Raw genomic sequence first — 17,731 nt, 5'->3', positions numbered from 1 at the left:
TGCCAGTAAGTTTACGCGCCAGTAGGTAGCGCGGCCGCGGTGGCGGCGCGCCACAGGGTAGTCATCGAGCGGCCGCCGGTACCGACCTCGTCCCCGCCCGGAAGCCGATGGCGTCACAACCCTACTCATCGGTAGGTTCTTTGCTAGCATCGGTTGCCGTGGCTTCCAGGTTCTCGCGGATGGCGTGGCTCCGCCGAATGCGCGTGCCGGCGTTCGCACAACGTGGTCCCCGGGCGCGGGTTGCCGAGGGCGGGGCGTTGGACTCGCTCGCCGGCGCCATCGACCTGAACAAGCTGAGCGCGGAGCAGTTCGGGCAGCTGATCCGGACCCTGTACATGCTCGGGGAGACCGGCTCGGGTGTGGAGCTGAGCTCGATCAACACGGACACGTTCGTCACGCTCGTGGCCGATGCGTCCAAGGATCAGCTCAAGGTGATCGTCGACGATCCCGTGCTGCGGACGTTCTTCATCGAGGAGATACTCAGCCGGATGTCGGACCATCTGATCGAGCACAAGGCGAGGAACGTCAGCCTCGTCGTCTCGTGGCGGTTCACCGATGGCACCGACGACGAGGAGTTCGCCCGGTACCAGACCGTGATCGAGGACGGTGTCTGTGTCTCAGGGGAGGACCTCGGGCGGCTACCGGATACGACGCTGACCCTGTCCGCGTTCGACTTCATCCGCATGGCTACCGGAAGTGCTGCCGTGGCACCGATGTTCATCACCGGCCGCGTCAAGGTCAAGGGCGACTACTCGCTGGCGGCGATGTTCAGCGGTTACTTCGATATCCCCAAGCCGGCAGGCGCTAGGGGTTGATGGTCCTGGGGCCGTCGGGGCCGGGGCCCTCGTTGTCGTCCCAGCTCTCGTCGACCACCTCCCCGTCGACGACGGTGCGGTGCCGGTACCGGAACGTCGACGCGGAACCTGCGCGCTCCATCTTGCGCAGCCACTGTTTCCGCAGGTAGCCGCGGGCGGGCGGCAGCATGACCAGGAAGCCCGCGATGTCGGTGAGGAAGCCGGGCAGCAGGATGAGCAGTCCGCCGAGGGCCACGAGCATCCCGTCGGTGATCTCGCGGTGACCCGACCGGCCCTCCCGGGTCGCGGTGAACAGCTCCCTGGCTACCTTGCCTCCCTCCCTGCGGGCCAGCCAGGAGCCAACGAAGGCGCCGCCGAGCAGCAGCAGGACGGTCCAGAGCGCGCCGACAGTGGAGGCGACAGCCCAGATCGCGGCGATCTCGGCGATGAGGTAGAGCAGCAGTACGACAGCCATATTGTGACCAACGTACTTCCGGCGCGCTGCGTTCCCCGCTACCCGGGTATGTCCGGAACGCGTACGTCACCAGGAACGCTCGTGGCCCGGCTGTGGTGCGGGTCGCTGCTCGTGACCGGGCCTACCGGTTGGCGACCCTGATCTGCGGGGAGTCGGGGTTGCCGTGCAGGATCGCCGAGGAGGAGACGGTGCCCTCGCCGAAGACGCGGGACTGGCCTGTGCTGATCATGCGGACGACCTCGCCGTCTCTGGTGAGGATGATGAGGTTGCCGTCCTGCGTGAAGCTGCCCTGGAACGTGCCGTCCCCGCGCAGCTCGACGTCGAGGTCGGTCATCTCGCGGATCCGTTCCCCGGACTTCGGGCCGATCACCAGGTGTGCCTGGTCCCAGTCCCCGGGCACGACCTCGTTGAAGGGCTTCGACTCACCGCGGTCGCGCAGGGTGGTGAGCTCCTCGCGGAGCCCCTTGTCGTGTTCCACGGACACGCTTCCGGACACTCCACAGCCTCCTAAGGCGACGGTCAGTGCGAGCACGCAGGCGGAGAGCACGGCTCGAAGGGTCATCAGTATCGGTGCTCCGGGTATGCCTCCGGCTCGGGAGGCCGGGTGTGCTCGTCCCGCTGGGGGTTGTCCGTCGGCCAGTCGTTGTCCGGGTTGGTTGGCCGCGTGTTCCCCATCTCGACCTGATCGCTGTATTGCAGGCGATCGTTGCTGTCGATGACGACCATCTCGCCGTCCCGCACGGCCTGCTCCAGCAGCTCCCGCAACTCCTCCTGGCTCGCGTCGGGATTCTCCACGGCGATGCGCCTGCCGACCTCGTTGTTGTGCAGGTCCATGGCCACGGGGGTCGGGTGCCCGTCAGGCACCCCTTCGTGAGCGATGGTGTACTCCGCGGTCCACTCCTCGCCGAAGCGTTGGGTCAGCTGCGCGTTCCAGTAGGCGTGCCGGAACGCGTCGCTGTGCCCATCCGTTATCCCCTCGCCGTCGAAGACCTGCTCTCCCTGGTGCAAGGCCTCCTGGTAGATCTCGTATGCCTCGTAGACACCGTACGCACCTTCATGAACCATCAGGTTATCGAGGATCTCCGCTTCGGTGGCCGTCATCTCCATCGAGCTGACACCGGGAATCCAGTCCATCCATTCAGGAGGGAACATGGTCATGCCATCCGGGTCGGGCGCCACGTTGTACTGCTCGAGCAGCTCCTCGTGTGGCCCTGGGCCCGCTTGTTCCGCTCCGGACTCGGCGATCTCGGACAGCGAGCCACCCTCGGCCTCGATCCCGTCGGCAGCGGCCCTGTGCAGGGTGTCAGCCAGGCTGTTGTCGAGCTCCGTCGCGGAGCTCAGGATCCGGCTGACCTGCTCGACGAGATCGGCCTGGATCATGCTGCGGTGCTCGAGTACGGCGAAGGAGTCGCTTGCCGATGACTCGCGGAGCGACACCACCTCGCCGGTGTCGCTGATGCCGAACTCGTGCCGCTCCGCGAGTCCTTCCGCATCGCCGATCGCGCGCTTGGTGTCCTCGAGGGCCGCCTCCGCGTCGGCGGTGCCGGTGAAGGCAGCGGACAGCTCGGCGACGATCTCCTCTAGGCGCGTGACGTGCTCGCTCAGCTCGTTCCGGGCGGCTCGCGACGCCTGACCGACCCAGTCGCCGGGAGGGGCGGCGTCTTCGGCCTCCTGCTCCAGCCCCACGAGCGCGTCGCGATGCCTCTTCAGCCTGTCGGCCACCCTGCCGACCGCGGTGGGATCCCACTTCTTGACATCGGCCCAGGAGACCATCAGATCGGCCTCGCGTCGCCGAGCGGAACATCGCCGAACGCGCGCGCGGCGGCTTCCTCGCTCGACTCGTAGGTTTCCGCGCTGTCCCGCAGGTTGTCACCGTAGGTCCGCATGTGCCCGACCCATGCGGAGAACTCGGTGCGCCACTGTTCCGCCAGCGACGACGCGGCCTCGGCGGAGGCCGAACCCGGCATGGCGGAACCGAGCTCGGCTACGGTGTCGGCGGCATCCTCGTCGGCAACTCGGTCGGCGGCAGCGTGCGCGGCCTCGGCGGACGCGCGGATCGACTCGGTCTCGGCTTCGTATCCGGACACGGACCCTCCCAGTTATACCCAGAAGATCATAGGAAGGGCCGGGCAAGGGGTCAAGAGTTGATCTTGCGATGCCGCGGGTCCGTGCGGCCGTGAAACCGCACCGCACGGACCCGCGGCACGGGGTGTCAGAACGTCATCGCGACCGCCGGGTCGGACAGCAGCGCACCGACGTCGGCGAGGAACCGCGAGCCCTGCTGGCCGTCCACCAGCCGGTGGTCGAAACTCAGCGCGAGCTGGCATACCTTGCGCGGCACGACCTGACCGTCCACCACCCACGGGGTGTCGCGGATCGCCCCGAACGCCAGGATCGCCGACTCCCCGGGGTTGATGATCGGCGTCCCGGTGTCCACTCCGAACACTCCGACGTTGGTGAGCGTGATCGTCCCGTTGACCATGTCCGCAGGCGGTGTCGTACCCGCGCGTGCCGCGTTGGTGAGGTCGTCGATGGCCGCGGCGAGCTCGGCGAGGTTCATCGCGTCGGCGTCGCGCACCTTCGGCACGACCAACCCTCGCTGGGTCGCGGCGGCCACCCCGAGGTGGATGTAGTCCTTGTAGACGATCTCCTCGTTCTCCTCGTCCCAGGACGCGTTCGCCTCCGGTGTGCGCTTGGCTGCCATGCACATGGCCTTGGCGGCGAAGGCGAGCGGTGTCAGCCGCACGCCCGAGTAGGCGGGCTGGTTCTTGAGCCGGTCCCGTAGCTCCATCATCGGCGTGACGTCCACCGTCAGGAACTCGGTGACGTGCGGTGCCGTGAACGCCGAGGACACCATCGCCTGCGCCGTCGCCTTGCGCACGCCGCGTACCGGAACCCGGTGCTCACGCGCGTCGGAGGGTGCCGGGGCTGGCCCGGCGGCCGCGGTGGACTCGTCCCCGGCGGCAGGAGCCGTCGCCGGTGTCGTGCCGTTGACGGGTGCGGCTGCTGCCCGGTGCACGTCCTCGCGGGTGATCACCCCACCGGTCCCGTGGCCGGTGACGGCCCGCAGGTCCACCCCGAGCTCCTTGGCGAGCTTGCGCACCGGCGGTTTCGCCAGCGGCACGTACTCCGTGGTTGAGCTGAACGACGCGTTCCCTCCACTGGAGGGACTGACAGCGTCATTCAGCGCGCCCGGGGAGTCCGTGCGGCGGCGACGTTTGACCTCGGAGGGTTTGGACGGGCCGTACCCCACGAGCGTGGCGACCGACTCGTCACCGCCGGACCCGCCGGAACCGGTGGACGAGCGGCCGTTCGTGCTCGCCGCGGTGCCTCCCGCGGGCGTGGGCTGGGCCGCCTCGGCGGCGGCCTGCTCGCCCGACGGTGGTGCGGCCCCGTTCGGGTCCACATCGATGGTCAGGATCGGGGTGCCGACCTCGACGGTCTGGCCCGGTTCGGCCAGCAGCTCGGTCACCACCCCCGCCCACGGGCACGGCAGCTCCACAGCGGCCTTGGCCGTCTCGATCTCCACGATGATCTGGTTGACGTCTACCTCGTCGCCCGGCCCGACATGCCAGTTGAGGATTTCCGCTTCGGTCAGCCCCTCGCCCGCGTCGGGAAGGGGGAAGCTCTTCAGTTCGGACATTCCCTACTCCCTCAATACGCGAGCGTCTGATCAACGGCGTACAGCACACGGTCGAGATCGGGGAGGTAATACTCCTCGAGCTTGGCCGGTGGGTAGGGCGTGTCGAAGCCGGTGACGCGGTGTACGGGCGCCTCCAGCGAGTAGAAGCACTCCTGCTGCACGCGCGCAGCGACCTCGGAACTGATCGAGGACTCGGACGGCGCTTCGGTGACCATGACCAGCCTGCCGGTGCGGCGCACCGACTCGAACACCGGCTCGAGGTTCAGCGGCGACAGGCTACGCAGGTCGATGACGTCCAGCGAGACGCCGTCCTCCGCGGCCGCCGTCGCCGCGTCCAGGCAGGTGCGCATCTGTGGCCCGTAGCTGACCAGCGTGGCCCTGTTCGCCGTGTCCTGGTCCCCGCGACGGACGAGCCGGGAGGCCATCAACGGCGCGGGCTCGGCGGTCATGTCCACGTCCGCCTTCTCCCAGTACCGCCGCTTCGGCTCGAAGAACAGCACCGGGTCGTCCGAGGCGATCGCCTGCTGCATCATCCAGTAGGCATCGGTGGCGTTCGAGCAGGACACGACCTTCAGTCCGGCGATATGGCAGAACAGCGACTCGGGCGACTCCGAGTGATGCTCGACCGCACCGATACCGCCCCCGTACGGCACGCGCACGACGACCGGGACCGGGATCCGGCCCTCGGAACGGTAGTGCAGCTTGGCCAGCTGGCTGATGATCTGGTCGAAGCCGGGGAAGATGAAACCGTCGAACTGGATCTCGCACACCGGCCGGTAGCCCCGGACGGCCAGCCCGATGGCCGCGCCGATGATCCCGGACTCGGACAGCGGGGTGTCCAGCACCCGTTCCTCGCCGAAGTCCTTCTGCAGGCTGTCGGTGATGCGGAAGACCCCGCCCAGCCGTCCGATGTCCTCTCCGAGCAGGATGACCTTGTTGTCGGCCTCCATCGCGGCGCGCAGCCCGAGGTTGAGGCCCTTGGCGATCGTCAGGGTCTGCGTGCCCTGACTCGTTTGCTCAGCGTTGCGTGACATGGTTGCCGTCATCACCCTTCACCTGCCGTGCTCTCGAAACCGGCCAGGTAGGAGAGGTAGCTGTCGCGTTGCGCGTCCAGCGCGGGCGACGGGTCGGCGTAGACGTTGGAGAAGATCCTCTCCGGTGGCGGGTCCGGCATGTTCACGCAGAAGTCCCGCAGCTCGGCCGCGAACTCGTCGGCCTCGGCGTCGACGGCGTCGAAGAACTCCTGATCAGCGCCGTCGGTGCGGGTCAGATGCGCGCGCACCCGCTCGATCGGGTCCTTCAGCCGCCAGACCTCCAGCTCCTCGGACAACCGGTAGCGCGTCGGGTCGTCCGAGGTGGTGTGCGCGCCCATACGGTAGGTGAACGCCTCGATGAGTACGGGACCGTTGCCGTTGCGACAGGTGTGCAGTGCCCACCGCGTCACCGCGAGGCAGGCGAGCACGTCGTTGCCGTCCACGCGCACACCGGGGAACCCGTAACCGCGTGCGCGCTGGTAGAGCGGCAAGCGCGACTGCCGCTCGGTCGGCTCGGAGATGGCCCACTGGTTGTTCTGGCAGAAGAACACGACGGGGGCGTCGTACACGGATGACCAGACGAAGCCTTCGTGCACGTCGCCCTGGCTCGTGGCGCCGTCCCCGAAGTAGGTGATGGTCGCCTCGTCGGAGTCGGCTGCCTTGCCCTCGTCGGAGGCGTTGCCGACCTTGCCGTCGAACTTCTGCCCCATGGCATAGCCGACGGCGTTGACGACCTGGTTGCCGATGACGATGGTGTACGGGTGCAGCCTGCTGCCCTGGAAGTCCCAGCTGCCCTGGTCCGTGCAGCGGAAGATGCCGAGGATGTCCTTCAGGTCGACGCCGCGCGCCCATGCGACGCCGTGCTCCCGGTAGCTGGGGAACGCCATGTCGGTGGGCCGCAGTGCGCGTCCCGACCCGATCTGGGCGGCTTCCTGGCCGAGCAGCGGTACCCAGATGCCGAGCTGCCCCTGACGTTGCAGCGCGTTGCCTTCCCTGTCGGCTCTGCGCACCAGAACCATGTCGCGGTACAGGCCGCGGAGTTGCTCCGCACCGATGTCGGATACGAAGCCATCGAAAATGGGTGAGGCTACTCGTTCACCTTCCGGCGTGAGTAGCTGTGTGAGTTCGGTGCCACCTTCTGTGGTTGCACGCAAGCCCGCGATCACCTGTTCGGGGGTCGGTTGAGCCGCTGTGGCGGCAGGGACCGCCCCTGGCTCCGGGTGCGTCCACGTCTCGGGGGACGACATGCATGATCTCCTTTGCCACCGGTCGCACACCCACTTGTGGCGGGTGTTGTGACTGTGTCTCGAGCCTCCCCCGGCTCCGGGTCTGGAGCGTGACAGGGAGGTTGTCGACGGGTCGTCGACGCTGACGTGCCGCCGTGCCGGTCACCGCGAAGTGGCCGGCGAGGCGGTATTCGGTTGTTGTGCTCACATCCTGGCACGAGGCGCCGCCGCGCGGGCAGTACTTGACATGGATTCGTTGCCGGCAAGCCGTGCTGAGCTGCGCAAACTATTCGGAGTGCCGATGGTGGGTGTGCCGAGGGTCGGCCCTTGCACCTTCGGCCCATCGAGTTCCGTACGGAGCGAACATCCCTGTTCACGGTCGGCGCGGGACGGTCCACACTCGCGCGGGCAGGTGGCCCGGACCCGCCGGGGCGGGACCGGGCCCGGATACAAGGTGGTGAAGTCTGTGATCTGACTCACACGCACTGTTCGTGGCAGGATCGGCTCCGTGAAACACGACGAACTCGCATCACATGTACGTCAGGTGTGGGACGGCAACATCGTCGCCAGCCTGTCCGACCTGATCCGGATCCCCGCGCTGTCGCCGGCCTTCGACGGCGAGTGGGCGCGCAACGGTCACCTGCGGGTCGCCGTCGAGCACGTGCGCGAGTGGTTCGCCACACGCGACCTGCCAGGCGCCACCGCGGACATCGTCGAGCTGCCCGGCCGGACCCCGCTCCTGCTGCTGGACGTTCCCGCGACAAGCGCCGAGGCGGAACGCGCCGGCACGGTGCTGCTGTACGGGCACCTGGACAAGCAGCCACCCGGCGGGCAGTGGTCCGAAGGGCTCGACCCGTGGACTCCGGTGTTGCGCGACGGCCGTCTCTACGGGAGAGGCGCCGCGGACGACGGCTACGCCGGCTACGCGGCGCTGACCGCGCTGGAGGCAGTACGGCACGCCGGGGGCGAACACGGCCGGGCGGTGGTGCTGCTGGAGACCGGCGAGGAGTCCGGCAGTCCTGACCTGCCCGCTTACCTGGACCATCTCGGCGACAGGCTCGGCGATGTGCGGTTCGTGGTCTGCCTCGACGCGGGGGGCAGTGACTACGAACGGCTGTGGCTGACCACGAGCCTGCGCGGCCTCGCCCAGCTCACGATGACCGTCCGGGTGCTGGAGTCCGGGCAGCATTCCGGGTTGGCAAGCGGGGCCGTGCCCGACTCGTTCCGGGTGGCCCGTGCGCTGCTGGAGCGTGTCGAGCAGGCGAGTACGGGCGAGATCGTGGTTCCGGAGCTCAACGCCGAGATCCCGGAGCATCGCAGGAGGGAGGCCGAACGGGTCGTCGAGACAGCTCCCGGCGGCGGGGGTGGCGGGTTCCCGCTCGCGCCCGGCACGCGGCTGGTCGCGGACGACGAGGTCGAGCGGCTGCTGAACACCACATGGCGTCCCACGCTGTCGGTGATCGGCGCCGACGGTCTGCCCGCCCCCGCCGATGCGGGCAATGTCCTGCGCGCGGCGACCACCCTCGCGCTGAGCTTCCGGCTGCCGCCCACGGTGGACTCCGGTGCCGCGCTCGCCGCGATCGAGCGGGCGGTGACCACGGACGTGCCGTACTCGGCACCGGTCGAGGTGTCCGGAGCCGAGCACGCGGACGGCTGGGACTCCCCCGCACCGGCAGGGTGGCTCGACAAGGGGCTGGACCGGGTCAGCGAGTCGATCTTCGGCGCGCCGTGGCTGGGTGTCGGGCTCGGTGGGTCGATCCCGTTCATGGGGATGCTGGGCAAGCGCTACCCGCGAGCACAGTTCCTGGTTACCGGGGCACTCGGGCCGGACTCGAACGCGCACGTGCCCGACGAGTGGCTGCACCTCGAGCAGGCCGAGCGCGTCACCCTGGCCGTCGCCCACCTGCTGCACGCGCACGCCCAGGGGTGAAAAGCCCGGTGCAACACCCGGCTCCCGCCCAGGAATCGAGGTCATCCGGGGGCCTCGACCTCTGGAGCACCCCTGACATTGCGACTGGGAAACGATCCTTCTCCGCGGCGGGTGCGGGTGAAAAGATCCTGACTACCGAACCTGACAGACATCGTTGAGGAGTACTGCCGTGGCACGTCACCCCAAGCTCAGAAAGCTTGCTTTCGTTCCCGCGTTCGCGCTGACCCTCACCGTGGCCGCGTGCGGGGACAACGGATCGGACACGGACGAGGCCGATGACGCCGACGCGGCCGCCGAGGAGGTCGACCTCGTCAACCCCGGAAAGCTGACGGTGTGCACCAACCTGCCCTACGAGCCGTTCCAGTTCACCGAGGACGGTGAAGTCGTCGGCTTCGACGTCGACCTGATGGACCTCGTGGCCGAGGAACTCGGCGTCGAGCAGGAGATCGTCGACATCGAGTTCGATGTGATCCAGAGTGGCACGGCGCTCAACGCGGGCCAGTGCGACGTCGGTGCCGCCGCCATGACGATCCTGCCCGAGCGCGAGGAGAACCTGGACTTCTCCGACCCCTACTTCGACGAGATCCTCGGGCTCATGGTCGAGCAGGGCTCCGGGGTGGAGAGCCTCGACGACGTGCGCGAGCAGGACCTGTCACTGGGTGTGCAGGCCGGTACGACGAGCCTGAACCACGCCGAGGAGGAGGGCTTCGAGCCTGCCGAGTTCCCCAACTCCGGCGCCCAGCTGCAGGCACTGCAGGCGGGCACGATCGACGTGGCGCTGCAGGACCTGCCGGTCGTGGAGAACACCTGGTTGGAGAACCCGGACGTCGCCGAGGAGTACGAACTGGCCGAGGTCATCGACCTGGAAGCCCAGTACGGCTTCGGTGTCCAGAAGGACGGCAACCCGGAGCTGGTCTCGGTGATCAACGAGGTGCTTGCTGAAGCGCGCGAGGACGGTACCTACGCCGAGATCTTCGAGAAGTGGTTCGGCGCGCCGCCCACGGAGTAAGGTCCCGGAGAGCCGATCACGAGCCGTCCGGGGACCGCCGGTGAGCATGCCGCACGCGCCGCGCGTGCGGCATGCCCGGTGAACAGCCCGAGATGACGGCGACACGGTGGGTTACCCGCCTCCGCTGCGGACGAAGGGCCGTCCGGGACGCACCCGGTGGCGTGTAACGTCCCGTGGTCGGATCGGCGGTCCGTGCTCGCTGACCGCTGCCAGGTGGACGGGCGTGACGAAGGTGATTGGTTGACGTGAATGGCCCCACTCATGAGGACGGTTCCGGCATGGTCGGTATGAACGATCCCGCCACCGTGACCGAGCCGCGTGGCACCGGACTTCCCGGGAGTGCGCGCTTCAGCCCGCGCCGTCGTCGCCAGATCAGCCAGGCCGTGCAGTACACGCTGTTCGTCGCGGTGGCGCTCACACTGGTCCTTGTCGCGGACTGGGAGCGGGTGCAGCGCGGCTTCTTCGACGGTACCTCGGCAGCGTCGATGTTCCCCGAGCTGATCACCGTGGCGATGAAGAACACGGTGATCTTCACGATCACCGGCTACGTTTTCGGTTTCGCGCTGGGGCTTGTCGTCGCGCTGATGCGGCTGTCGTCGGCGGTTCCGAACCGAATCGTGGCACTGGTGTTCATCGAGGTGTTCCGTGGCCTGCCCGCGCTGCTCGTGTTCATCCTGATCGGCTTCGGCCTGCCCATCGCCTTCCCTGGCTTCTCGTTGCCGTTCGGGATCTACGGAACCGTGGCTCTCGCGCTCGGCCTGGTGGCCGCCGCGTACCTCGCCGAGACGTTCCGCGCGGGTATCCAGGCTGTGCCGCGCGGGCAGATGGAGGCCGCACGGTCGCTCGGCATGTCCTACTCCCGCGCGATGGTCACGATCGTCGTCCCGCAGGCCATCCGCATCGTGATCCCGCCGCTGACCAACGAGCTGATCCTGCTGTTCAAGGACTCGTCACTGGTCTTCGCGCTGGGGCTGACGGCGGCCACGACCGAGCTGACCAAGCTCGGACGCGACGTGTCGATCGAGTTCGCCACGTCGACGCCGCTGCTGCTGGCGGGGGCAACGTACCTGGTGATCACTGTGCCGCTCGGCTACGCAGTGCGCCGTCTCGAAGCTCGACAGGCAAAGGAGCGCCGGTGAGTGCCGCAGGCGACGGATCGGGCCGGATAGTCGAGATCCGGGGACTGTCCAAATCGTTCGGTGAGCTCGAGGTGCTTTCCGGTATCGACGTCACGGTCGAGGCAGGCGAGGTCGTCTGTGTGATCGGGCCGTCCGGTTCCGGCAAGTCCACTTTGTTGCGTTGTGTGAACATGCTGGAGGTGCCGACGGCGGGCAGCGTGCACGTCTCCGGTGTGGAGCTGACCCACAGGGACGTGGACATCGACGCGGCACGCCGCATGATCGGGATGGTGTTCCAGCAGTTCAACCTGTTCGGTCATCTGTCCGTAATGGACAATGTGACGATCGCTCAGCGCCGCGTGCTGCGCAGATCCAAGAGTGAGGCCGAGCGTGTCGCCAGGGAGAACCTTGCCAAGGTCGGGGTAGCGGAGAAGGCGAGCTCCTACCCACCGCAGCTGTCCGGCGGGCAGCAGCAGCGGGTCGCGATCGCCAGGGCACTGTCGATGAACCCCGAGGTGATGCTGTTCGACGAGCCCACGTCGGCGCTGGACCCGGAGCTGGTCGGGGATGTGCTCGGCGCGATGCGGCAGCTGGCCGAGGAAGGTATGACCATGCTCGTGGTCACTCACGAGATGCAGTTCGCCCGTGAGGTCGCCGACCGTGTGCTGTTCATGGACGAGGGGGTGCTCGTCGAGCAAGGCCCGCCGAGCCAGGTGATCGCCGATCCGCACCACGAGCGCACCCGCACCTTCCTCGCCAGGGTGCTGAACCCGACCCATTCCGGCGAGTAGCCGGGCACACGCCACCGGCATGGGAGCCGAAGGTGACCTCGGTTCCTTCTAAGGAGCCGAACGTGACATTCGGCTCCACCCGCTCCGGCTGGGGGCTGCGCCGATCGGTGGAACATGCGGTTGACGTGGAACCGGCGTGCCGGTGGGATCGTCGGTTACTCGTGACAGCGGTCGGTGACGGTGGTACGCCGTGGCAGGCCGCGAGGAGTCGACGGCCGCGATGGGGAGGCGAGCAGGCATGTCGAGTGACGACGTCGCCGGTGATCCGGCGGACGAAACCGGGGGCGGTCCCGACAGCTACGACCCCTTCGCGGGTCCCGACCCGCGCTTCGAGGTCGACGCGGCCGAGCTCGTCGAAGCACTGATCGACCCGAAGACCGGCGGGATCCTGCGCAGGAAGGGGCAGCGTGCCAACGCGCCGATCTTCCAGCGCGAGGGTTGCTACATCACCGGCACGCTCGACCTGCGGGGCGCGGAGCTGGACTACTTGCTGCGGTTCACCAACTGCCGCTTCGAGAATCCCCCCGACGTGCGGGAGGCCGGGCTGCTGGGGCTGATGTTCAACAGTTGCTGGCTGCCGGGCCTGCGTGCGCGGAACCTGCACAGCAAGAACGATGTGCGGCTGATCAACAGCACGGTGCGGTCCGAGCGGGGCAGCACCGACAGCGCGGGTACCGGGACATCCACCGCGGTGCTCGATGGGGGCCGTGGTCGCAGGGCGGCGGTCAACCTCACCGATGCGGTCGTCGACGGCTCCGTCGTGCTGGCAGGCAGCGTCATCGAGGACGCCGCGGGGTACGCGCTGCACGCCGACCGCATCCGGATCAACGGGGCGCTGCTGGCATACCGCATGACGACAACGGGCGAGGTATGGGCACCGGGACTGCGCACAGGCGGCAACGTCAACCTCGCCGAGGCGCGGCTGGACAACGGCCGGGGCGTCGCGCTCAACGCCAGCGGCGCCGTCGTCGGCGGGTTGCTGGTGTGTGAGTCCCTCCCCCATTCCGCGCGCAGTGCACCGTCGCGCGCGTTCACCGCGCGCGGCTCGGTCTTCCTGTCGCACGCCCACGTGCACGGGGACGTCCTGCTGCGGGGCGCGTGGATCACGATCAACCCGGAGAGCCCGGTCGCGGTGGACAGCTGGTCCGGTGCGATGAGCTCGGGTGATCCCGAGATCGACCCGCGACCGGCGATCGCCGCCGATCGCTTGCGGGTGGACGGCAACATCGAGTGCGGCGACGGGTTCGTCAGCAACGGCACGGTGCGCATGGTCAATGCCGTTGTGGGCGGCTCGCTGCACCTCGCCCGCGGCAGGATCGCGGTGCGGCGTGGCGAGGCACCGCCGTACTACGACCGCGCTCTCCACCTGGACGGCAGCGATATCAGCGGGGACATCCAGGCCGGCGGGCTGATCGCGGAAGGGCAGCTGCGGCTCGGTGACCTTCGCGTCGGCGGGAACGTGCTGGCCACGAATGTGGGCCTGCATCATCCCGGAAGGGACGTCCTTGCGGCCCCGCGTACCCAGGTATCGGGCAACATCAACCTCAGCGATAGCGTGATCGCCGGCACGGTCCAGCTGCAGGCCGTGCAGGTGGGGGACAACGTGGAGCTGGCCGGCACCCAGCTCACCCAGCCTGCCCAGCGGACGTTCCGCAGCTACTCGCTGGATATGCGAACCGCCCGCGTCGGGCGGGACCTGGTGCTGTCCCGGTCGGAGTCGGCGAACGTCCTCGCAGAGGGGGGTGTCAACCTGGACGGGGCGGTCGTGACCCGTCGCGTCAGCATCGACGGCGCACGGCTGCGCTCGCTTCCCGAGAGGCACAGTCGCGGCGACGGGCGTGGACCTCGCGCGGGCGGGACCGCGCTGGACGCCTCCGACCTCGTGGCCGAAGAGCTGCTGATGGCACCGCACGAACCGCCGGACGGCCGCGTGGTGCTGCGCAGGACCGGCTGCGGGACGCTGGACGACAACTCGCAACTGTGGCAAGCCACGCGCGGGGTCGAGCTCGAGGAGTTCCGCTACGACGCGCTGCGCAACCCGATCGATCTGGAAGACGACGCCGAGGTCGAGCGGCGGATCCGGTGGCTGCGCGACGCGATGCAGGGATATCGCCCCGGACCGTACGACCAGCTGGCGAACATGTTGCGGACCAGCGGTAACGAGGAACATGCCACGACCGTCTCGATACGCAAGGAGCAGTACCGGTACGAGGCACTGGCCAGGGGGTCCCGCATGCTCGGCCCAGGGGTCCGGTTGTGGAGCTGGATGCAACGGGCGATGGTCGGCTACGGCTACCGCCCGATGCGGGCGCTGGGGTGGCTGCTCGCGTTGCTGGTGGCCGGCAGCCTCTGGTTCGGCCTCGGCACGGACGACTGTGTGAACCACCCGGAACGCTTCCAGGTCAACGGCCCGCGGTGCGTGGTCAACGTCGACGACACGGGGCTGGAGTGGAACCCGGTGCTGCACACGGTGGATCTGCTCGTTCCGATCGTCGACTTCGGCAACAAGGGTCGCTGGCACATGGGTGGCGTCGACAAGTGGGTGGCTACCGGCTTCACCGCGTCCGGATGGGTGCTGGCCACCACGGTGGCCGCCGGCATCACGCGCGCCCTGCGCCGCCAGTGAGAAGCCGCCCGGCGAGTTGTGACCGGCCGGTAGGGACCGGCTAGCCTGAACGCGGAATTCGCGTACCGATGGTCTCCGGGTATCGGGGACCGTCCCCGGGACGTGCGCAACGACGCCGGTGACCGACGAGGTGGAGGACGAGGATGACGGACGTACGGCCCGACGCGACCGCGGAGACCCAGATCGACGCTCCCGCCGAACGCGTGTACGAGATAATCAGCGACCCCGGCGTGCTCGCCGAATGTGCCGCGGAGTACGAAGGCTATCGCTGGCTGGGTGGCATGACCCGTTCCGAGGTCGGCGCCCGATTTGTCGGGCGAAACCGGAAAGGTTGGCAGCGTTGGATGACGGTCGCGCGTATCACCGACGCGGATCGTGGTAAGCGGTTCGCGTTCGAGGTGACGGCCGGGCCGGTGAAGGCGGCGCGGTGGCAGTACGACATCGAACCGAGTGGTCAGGGGTGCAAGCTGGTGGAGAGCACGTGGGACCGGCGCCCGCGGTGGCTGGGCCGTGTGCTGGATGTGATCAACGGTGTAGAGGACAGGGCCGCCAGCAACCAGTCGAACATCGAGGCGACGCTGCGGGGAATTAAATTGCGTGCAGAGAATGGTTAAACAACAGGTAATGAATGCGCCACTTCCCCGAGTGGGCAACCATGATTTCACGCGACTCTACTATCATTTCAGAAATGGGCCTCCTTCGCGTGTTGCAGAGTCGACGGAACGGCGTAGCGGTGGGCGGTGAGCCGCATGAGCTCCGCCTGGTACGTGTCGAGGCGCAGCACTACCGCATGCCGTTCCAGCGCCCGTCGAGCACCGGCGGGCGCTCAACGAGCTCGGGTAACAACTTCCTGGTCACGGTCACGCTGGGCCAGGGTGCGCGGGAGTTCACCGGTATCGGTGAGTGCCAACCGCGGCACGCGCTGACCGGCGATGGCGACAGGCAAGGCAACGCCGCGTGGAGCTTCCTGCGCTCGGCAGGTGCACGCGTGCACTCGCGAGCGCTGTCCTTTCACGACCGGGAGTCCGCGGTCTCCGCTGTGCGCGAGGTGATGGCCGAGCTCGCCGTCCTTGCCGCTGAGTACGGCACTGTCGACAACGGCGAGCTGCCGTTCCGTGGCACTCTGCTGGGGATCGAGGTCGCGCTGTTGGACGCGGTGTCCCGGGCATTGGGACTGCAGATCGCGGAGCTGCTCGGGAAACAGCGGGACGAGCTCGGTGTCAGCGCCTCGGCGATCTCGTCGAACGTGACGCTCGACGAGATCGCCAAGAGGGTGGCCAAGCAGGACAAGTACCCCACGACGCGGGTGAACGGAGCGGGCTCGGCCGGTGCGGACTGGGACCGGCTGGAGACCGCGGCACGGGCCAACCGGTCGGTGGGCGACGACAAACCCATCTGGATGGACTTCACTACGGCCTTCGGCGTCGACGAGGCCGCCTCGTTCGTCGACGGTGTGGTGACACGCATGCGGGCCGGTACCGTTCCGGCCTCGGTGGTGCTGGAAGGGATGGTGCCGCCGGACCAGGTCACGGTGCTGCCGCGACTGCAGCGGCAAGCGGACGAGGCATGTCGTGGCAGTGGGCTCGACCTCCGGATCATGCCGGACGAAGGTATCCGCTGCCCCGCCGACCTGCGGCGGCTGAACGAGCTTGGCGGCTGCCGCGCGCTGAACATCATGCCCGCGAAGGTTGGCGGCCTGCTTGCGGGGCTCGAGCTCGCTCGTATGGCGGTGGAGGCCGATCGTGACGTGCGGCTCGCCATGGGCGGCCTGCTCGGCGCGAGCGACGTCACGGTGTGGGCGCTGCACAACCTCGCCAGGGCACTGCCGAGGCTGGACTACCTGACCGCGTCCCCGCCGGTGCGGGCAGAAGCGCGCATCACCGACCCGGTGGTGATGTACCGGGAGCGGGGCAGCAACGTCATCGCCGGGCAGTCCGCACCGGGGCTCGGTGCGCGACTGCTGCCCGAGAGCGTCCGGCCCTACCGGGTGCGGAGCTTCGACTCCGCGACCGAGCGTGCCGCCGAAGGATGGGGCGCGGTGTGGGACGAGGTCGATATCGAGTCCTTGCGGGCCGACAAGGAGTCGGTCGATGCCTCGATCCACGCGACCCTGAAGCGGACGCTGCACCGGAACGCGATGCGGGAGGCCGATGCCGCCTATCGCAAGAAGGTGCAGGAGCTGCTCGACATCGCCGAGCCGCGCCACATGACGCATCTGATGGCGCGCGAGCTGGAGAACAACGACCTGTCGTTGCGCTCGAGCCTGTCGTTCACGGCGCTGATGTTCGAGCAGTCCGAGGCGCGGCGGCTCGGTGCGTTCCGGCCGGCATGGCTGCTGGACAACAAGACCAACGCCTACGCTTTCGTGGATGAGCTCGGCGTACGCCGACCGGCATCCGACAGGAAGACCTACCGGTTCGCCGAGATCGAACAGGCGCACCCGGTGGTGATCAAGCCGGTGCGGGGAACCGGTTCCCGGGGGGCCTACGCGGTGTTCGCGCCCGACCGCATCCGTCACCTTTTCGACGGCAAGGAGCTGTCTTCCTGGGCGGAGATGGCGGCGCACGCAGGCAAGTTGATGGCTCCGGGGGCCAGGCGCAGGCTCCCGGACCGGTGGATGGTCGAGGAGCTGGTCCTCGAGGACGGCGCCAGCCACCGGCTGGCCACCGACGTGAAGTTCTATGCCTGCTACGGCGAGGTCCTGCTGGTCCGGGAGTCCCGGCGCCTGCCGGGAGGCACGCAGGCCGTCCAGTTCTGGACAGGCGCCGGCGAGCGGACGGACGTCGGTATACCGGACGAGCCCCTCCCGGAGGCGCGCGGGGCCACCCCCGAGCAGTGTGAGTTGGTGCGCGAGATCAGCCGCCGCATTCCGGTGCCGTTCATGCGCATCGACATGCTGCGCGGGGAGGATGAGCTGGTATTCGGGGAGTTCACTCCCCGCCCGGGCGGTTTCGAGCAGCTCAACGCCGAGTGGGATCGTGCCTTCGCGGAAGGCTGGGTGCGTGCCGAGGGACGCATCATCGAGGATGTGCTGACCGGAAAGGACTTCTCGGCGTTCGCGAAGGCCACCGGCACGGCCCAGTGA

General features: G+C 68.3%; 15 protein-coding genes. 8 read left to right on the top strand and 7 right to left on the bottom strand.

Annotated elements, in window-relative coordinates:
* The first annotated feature begins 158 nt into the window (after positions 1-158).
* Positions 159-815 (top strand): SCP2 sterol-binding domain-containing protein, encoded by a 657-nt coding sequence (locus tag H0B56_RS00160; RefSeq protein ID WP_425484475.1) that lies wholly within the window; start codon positions 159-161, stop codon positions 813-815.
* On the opposite strand, the gene H0B56_RS00155 is transcribed toward H0B56_RS00160, so the two are convergent.
* From H0B56_RS00155 to pdhA, 7 genes are all read right to left on the bottom strand, one after another.
* The gene (locus tag H0B56_RS00155; protein ID WP_180890878.1) at positions 805-1,269 is read right to left on the bottom strand and encodes an FxsA family protein; all 465 of its coding nucleotides are present in this window, start codon (positions 1,267-1,269) and stop codon (positions 805-807) included. The genes H0B56_RS00160 and H0B56_RS00155 overlap by 11 nt on opposite strands.
* Before the next feature lie 121 nt (positions 1,270-1,390).
* Positions 1,391-1,831: a hypothetical protein gene (locus H0B56_RS00150; protein WP_180890877.1), complete on the bottom strand. Its 441-nt coding sequence runs from the start codon at positions 1,829-1,831 to the stop codon at positions 1,391-1,393.
* The gene (locus H0B56_RS00145) at positions 1,831-3,042 is read right to left on the bottom strand and encodes a DUF6973 domain-containing protein (protein WP_180890876.1); all 1,212 of its coding nucleotides are present in this window, start codon (positions 3,040-3,042) and stop codon (positions 1,831-1,833) included. The genes H0B56_RS00150 and H0B56_RS00145 overlap by 1 nt, the downstream gene beginning before the upstream one ends.
* Positions 3,042-3,356 (bottom strand): hypothetical protein, encoded by a 315-nt coding sequence (locus H0B56_RS00140; protein ID WP_180890875.1) that lies wholly within the window; start codon positions 3,354-3,356, stop codon positions 3,042-3,044. Before H0B56_RS00140 ends, H0B56_RS00145 begins: the two co-directional genes overlap by 1 nt.
* A 125-nt stretch (positions 3,357-3,481) precedes the next feature.
* Entirely contained in the window at positions 3,482-4,912 is a 1,431-nt protein-coding gene (locus H0B56_RS00135) for a dihydrolipoamide acetyltransferase family protein (protein ID WP_180890874.1), read from the bottom strand.
* Between the two features lie 11 nt (positions 4,913-4,923).
* On the bottom strand, positions 4,924-5,946 hold the full coding sequence (locus tag H0B56_RS00130; protein WP_180890873.1) for an alpha-ketoacid dehydrogenase subunit beta: 1,023 nt from the start codon (positions 5,944-5,946) through the stop codon (positions 4,924-4,926).
* 11 nt (positions 5,947-5,957) lie between these two features.
* Positions 5,958-7,193, bottom strand: coding sequence for a pyruvate dehydrogenase (acetyl-transferring) E1 component subunit alpha (pdhA, locus tag H0B56_RS00125; protein WP_180890872.1), 1,236 nt, complete (start codon positions 7,191-7,193; stop codon positions 5,958-5,960).
* A 487-nt stretch (positions 7,194-7,680) separates the two neighbouring features.
* Between pdhA and H0B56_RS00120 the strand changes: the two genes are divergently transcribed.
* The 7 genes from H0B56_RS00120 (at position 7,681) to H0B56_RS00090 (ending at position 17,731) form a co-directional block, all read left to right on the top strand.
* Positions 7,681-9,102 (top strand): M20/M25/M40 family metallo-hydrolase, encoded by a 1,422-nt coding sequence (locus tag H0B56_RS00120; RefSeq protein WP_425484474.1) that lies wholly within the window; start codon positions 7,681-7,683, stop codon positions 9,100-9,102.
* 169 nt (positions 9,103-9,271) lie between these two features.
* The gene (locus H0B56_RS00115) at positions 9,272-10,111 is read left to right on the top strand and encodes a transporter substrate-binding domain-containing protein (RefSeq protein WP_180890871.1); all 840 of its coding nucleotides are present in this window, start codon (positions 9,272-9,274) and stop codon (positions 10,109-10,111) included.
* A gap of 245 nt (positions 10,112-10,356) precedes the next feature.
* Positions 10,357-11,250 (top strand): amino acid ABC transporter permease, encoded by an 894-nt coding sequence (locus tag H0B56_RS00110; protein ID WP_343063686.1) that lies wholly within the window; start codon positions 10,357-10,359, stop codon positions 11,248-11,250.
* Positions 11,247-12,020 carry an amino acid ABC transporter ATP-binding protein gene (locus H0B56_RS00105; protein ID WP_343063685.1) on the top strand — a complete coding sequence of 258 codons (774 nt, stop codon included), beginning with the start codon at positions 11,247-11,249 and terminating at the stop codon, positions 12,018-12,020. The genes H0B56_RS00110 and H0B56_RS00105 overlap by 4 nt, the downstream gene beginning before the upstream one ends.
* Before the next feature lie 220 nt (positions 12,021-12,240).
* The gene (locus H0B56_RS00100) at positions 12,241-14,646 is read left to right on the top strand and encodes an oxidoreductase (protein WP_246360796.1); all 2,406 of its coding nucleotides are present in this window, start codon (positions 12,241-12,243) and stop codon (positions 14,644-14,646) included.
* 143 nt (positions 14,647-14,789) lie between these two features.
* The gene (locus tag H0B56_RS00095; RefSeq protein ID WP_180890870.1) at positions 14,790-15,260 is read left to right on the top strand and encodes an SRPBCC family protein; all 471 of its coding nucleotides are present in this window, start codon (positions 14,790-14,792) and stop codon (positions 15,258-15,260) included.
* Between the two features lie 74 nt (positions 15,261-15,334).
* Positions 15,335-17,731, top strand: a complete 2,397-nt coding sequence (locus H0B56_RS00090) for an ATP-grasp fold amidoligase family protein (protein ID WP_180890869.1) — start codon at positions 15,335-15,337, stop codon at positions 17,729-17,731.

The sequence above is a fragment of the Haloechinothrix aidingensis genome (assembly GCF_013450155.1).
Lineage (GTDB): Bacteria > Actinomycetota > Actinomycetes > Mycobacteriales > Pseudonocardiaceae > Haloechinothrix > Haloechinothrix aidingensis.
This window is presented reverse-complemented; position numbering and strand designations above follow the sequence as displayed.

Coding starts and splice junctions, on each gene's coding strand:
- H0B56_RS00155 (WP_180890878.1), bottom strand. CDS start 1,269: ATGGCTGTCGTACTGCTGCTCTACCTCATCGCCGAGATCGCCGCGATC.
- H0B56_RS00150 (WP_180890877.1), bottom strand. CDS start 1,831: ATGACCCTTCGAGCCGTGCTCTCCGCCTGCGTGCTCGCACTGACCGTC.
- H0B56_RS00145 (WP_180890876.1), bottom strand. CDS start 3,042: ATGGTCTCCTGGGCCGATGTCAAGAAGTGGGATCCCACCGCGGTCGGC.
- H0B56_RS00135 (WP_180890874.1), bottom strand. CDS start 4,912: ATGTCCGAACTGAAGAGCTTCCCCCTTCCCGACGCGGGCGAGGGGCTG.
- H0B56_RS00130 (WP_180890873.1), bottom strand. CDS start 5,946: ATGTCACGCAACGCTGAGCAAACGAGTCAGGGCACGCAGACCCTGACG.
- pdhA (WP_180890872.1), bottom strand. CDS start 7,193: ATGTCGTCCCCCGAGACGTGGACGCACCCGGAGCCAGGGGCGGTCCCT.
- H0B56_RS00100 (WP_246360796.1), top strand. CDS start 12,241: ATGGGGAGGCGAGCAGGCATGTCGAGTGACGACGTCGCCGGTGATCCG.
- H0B56_RS00095 (WP_180890870.1), top strand. CDS start 14,790: ATGACGGACGTACGGCCCGACGCGACCGCGGAGACCCAGATCGACGCT.
- H0B56_RS00090 (WP_180890869.1), top strand. CDS start 15,335: ATGGGCCTCCTTCGCGTGTTGCAGAGTCGACGGAACGGCGTAGCGGTG.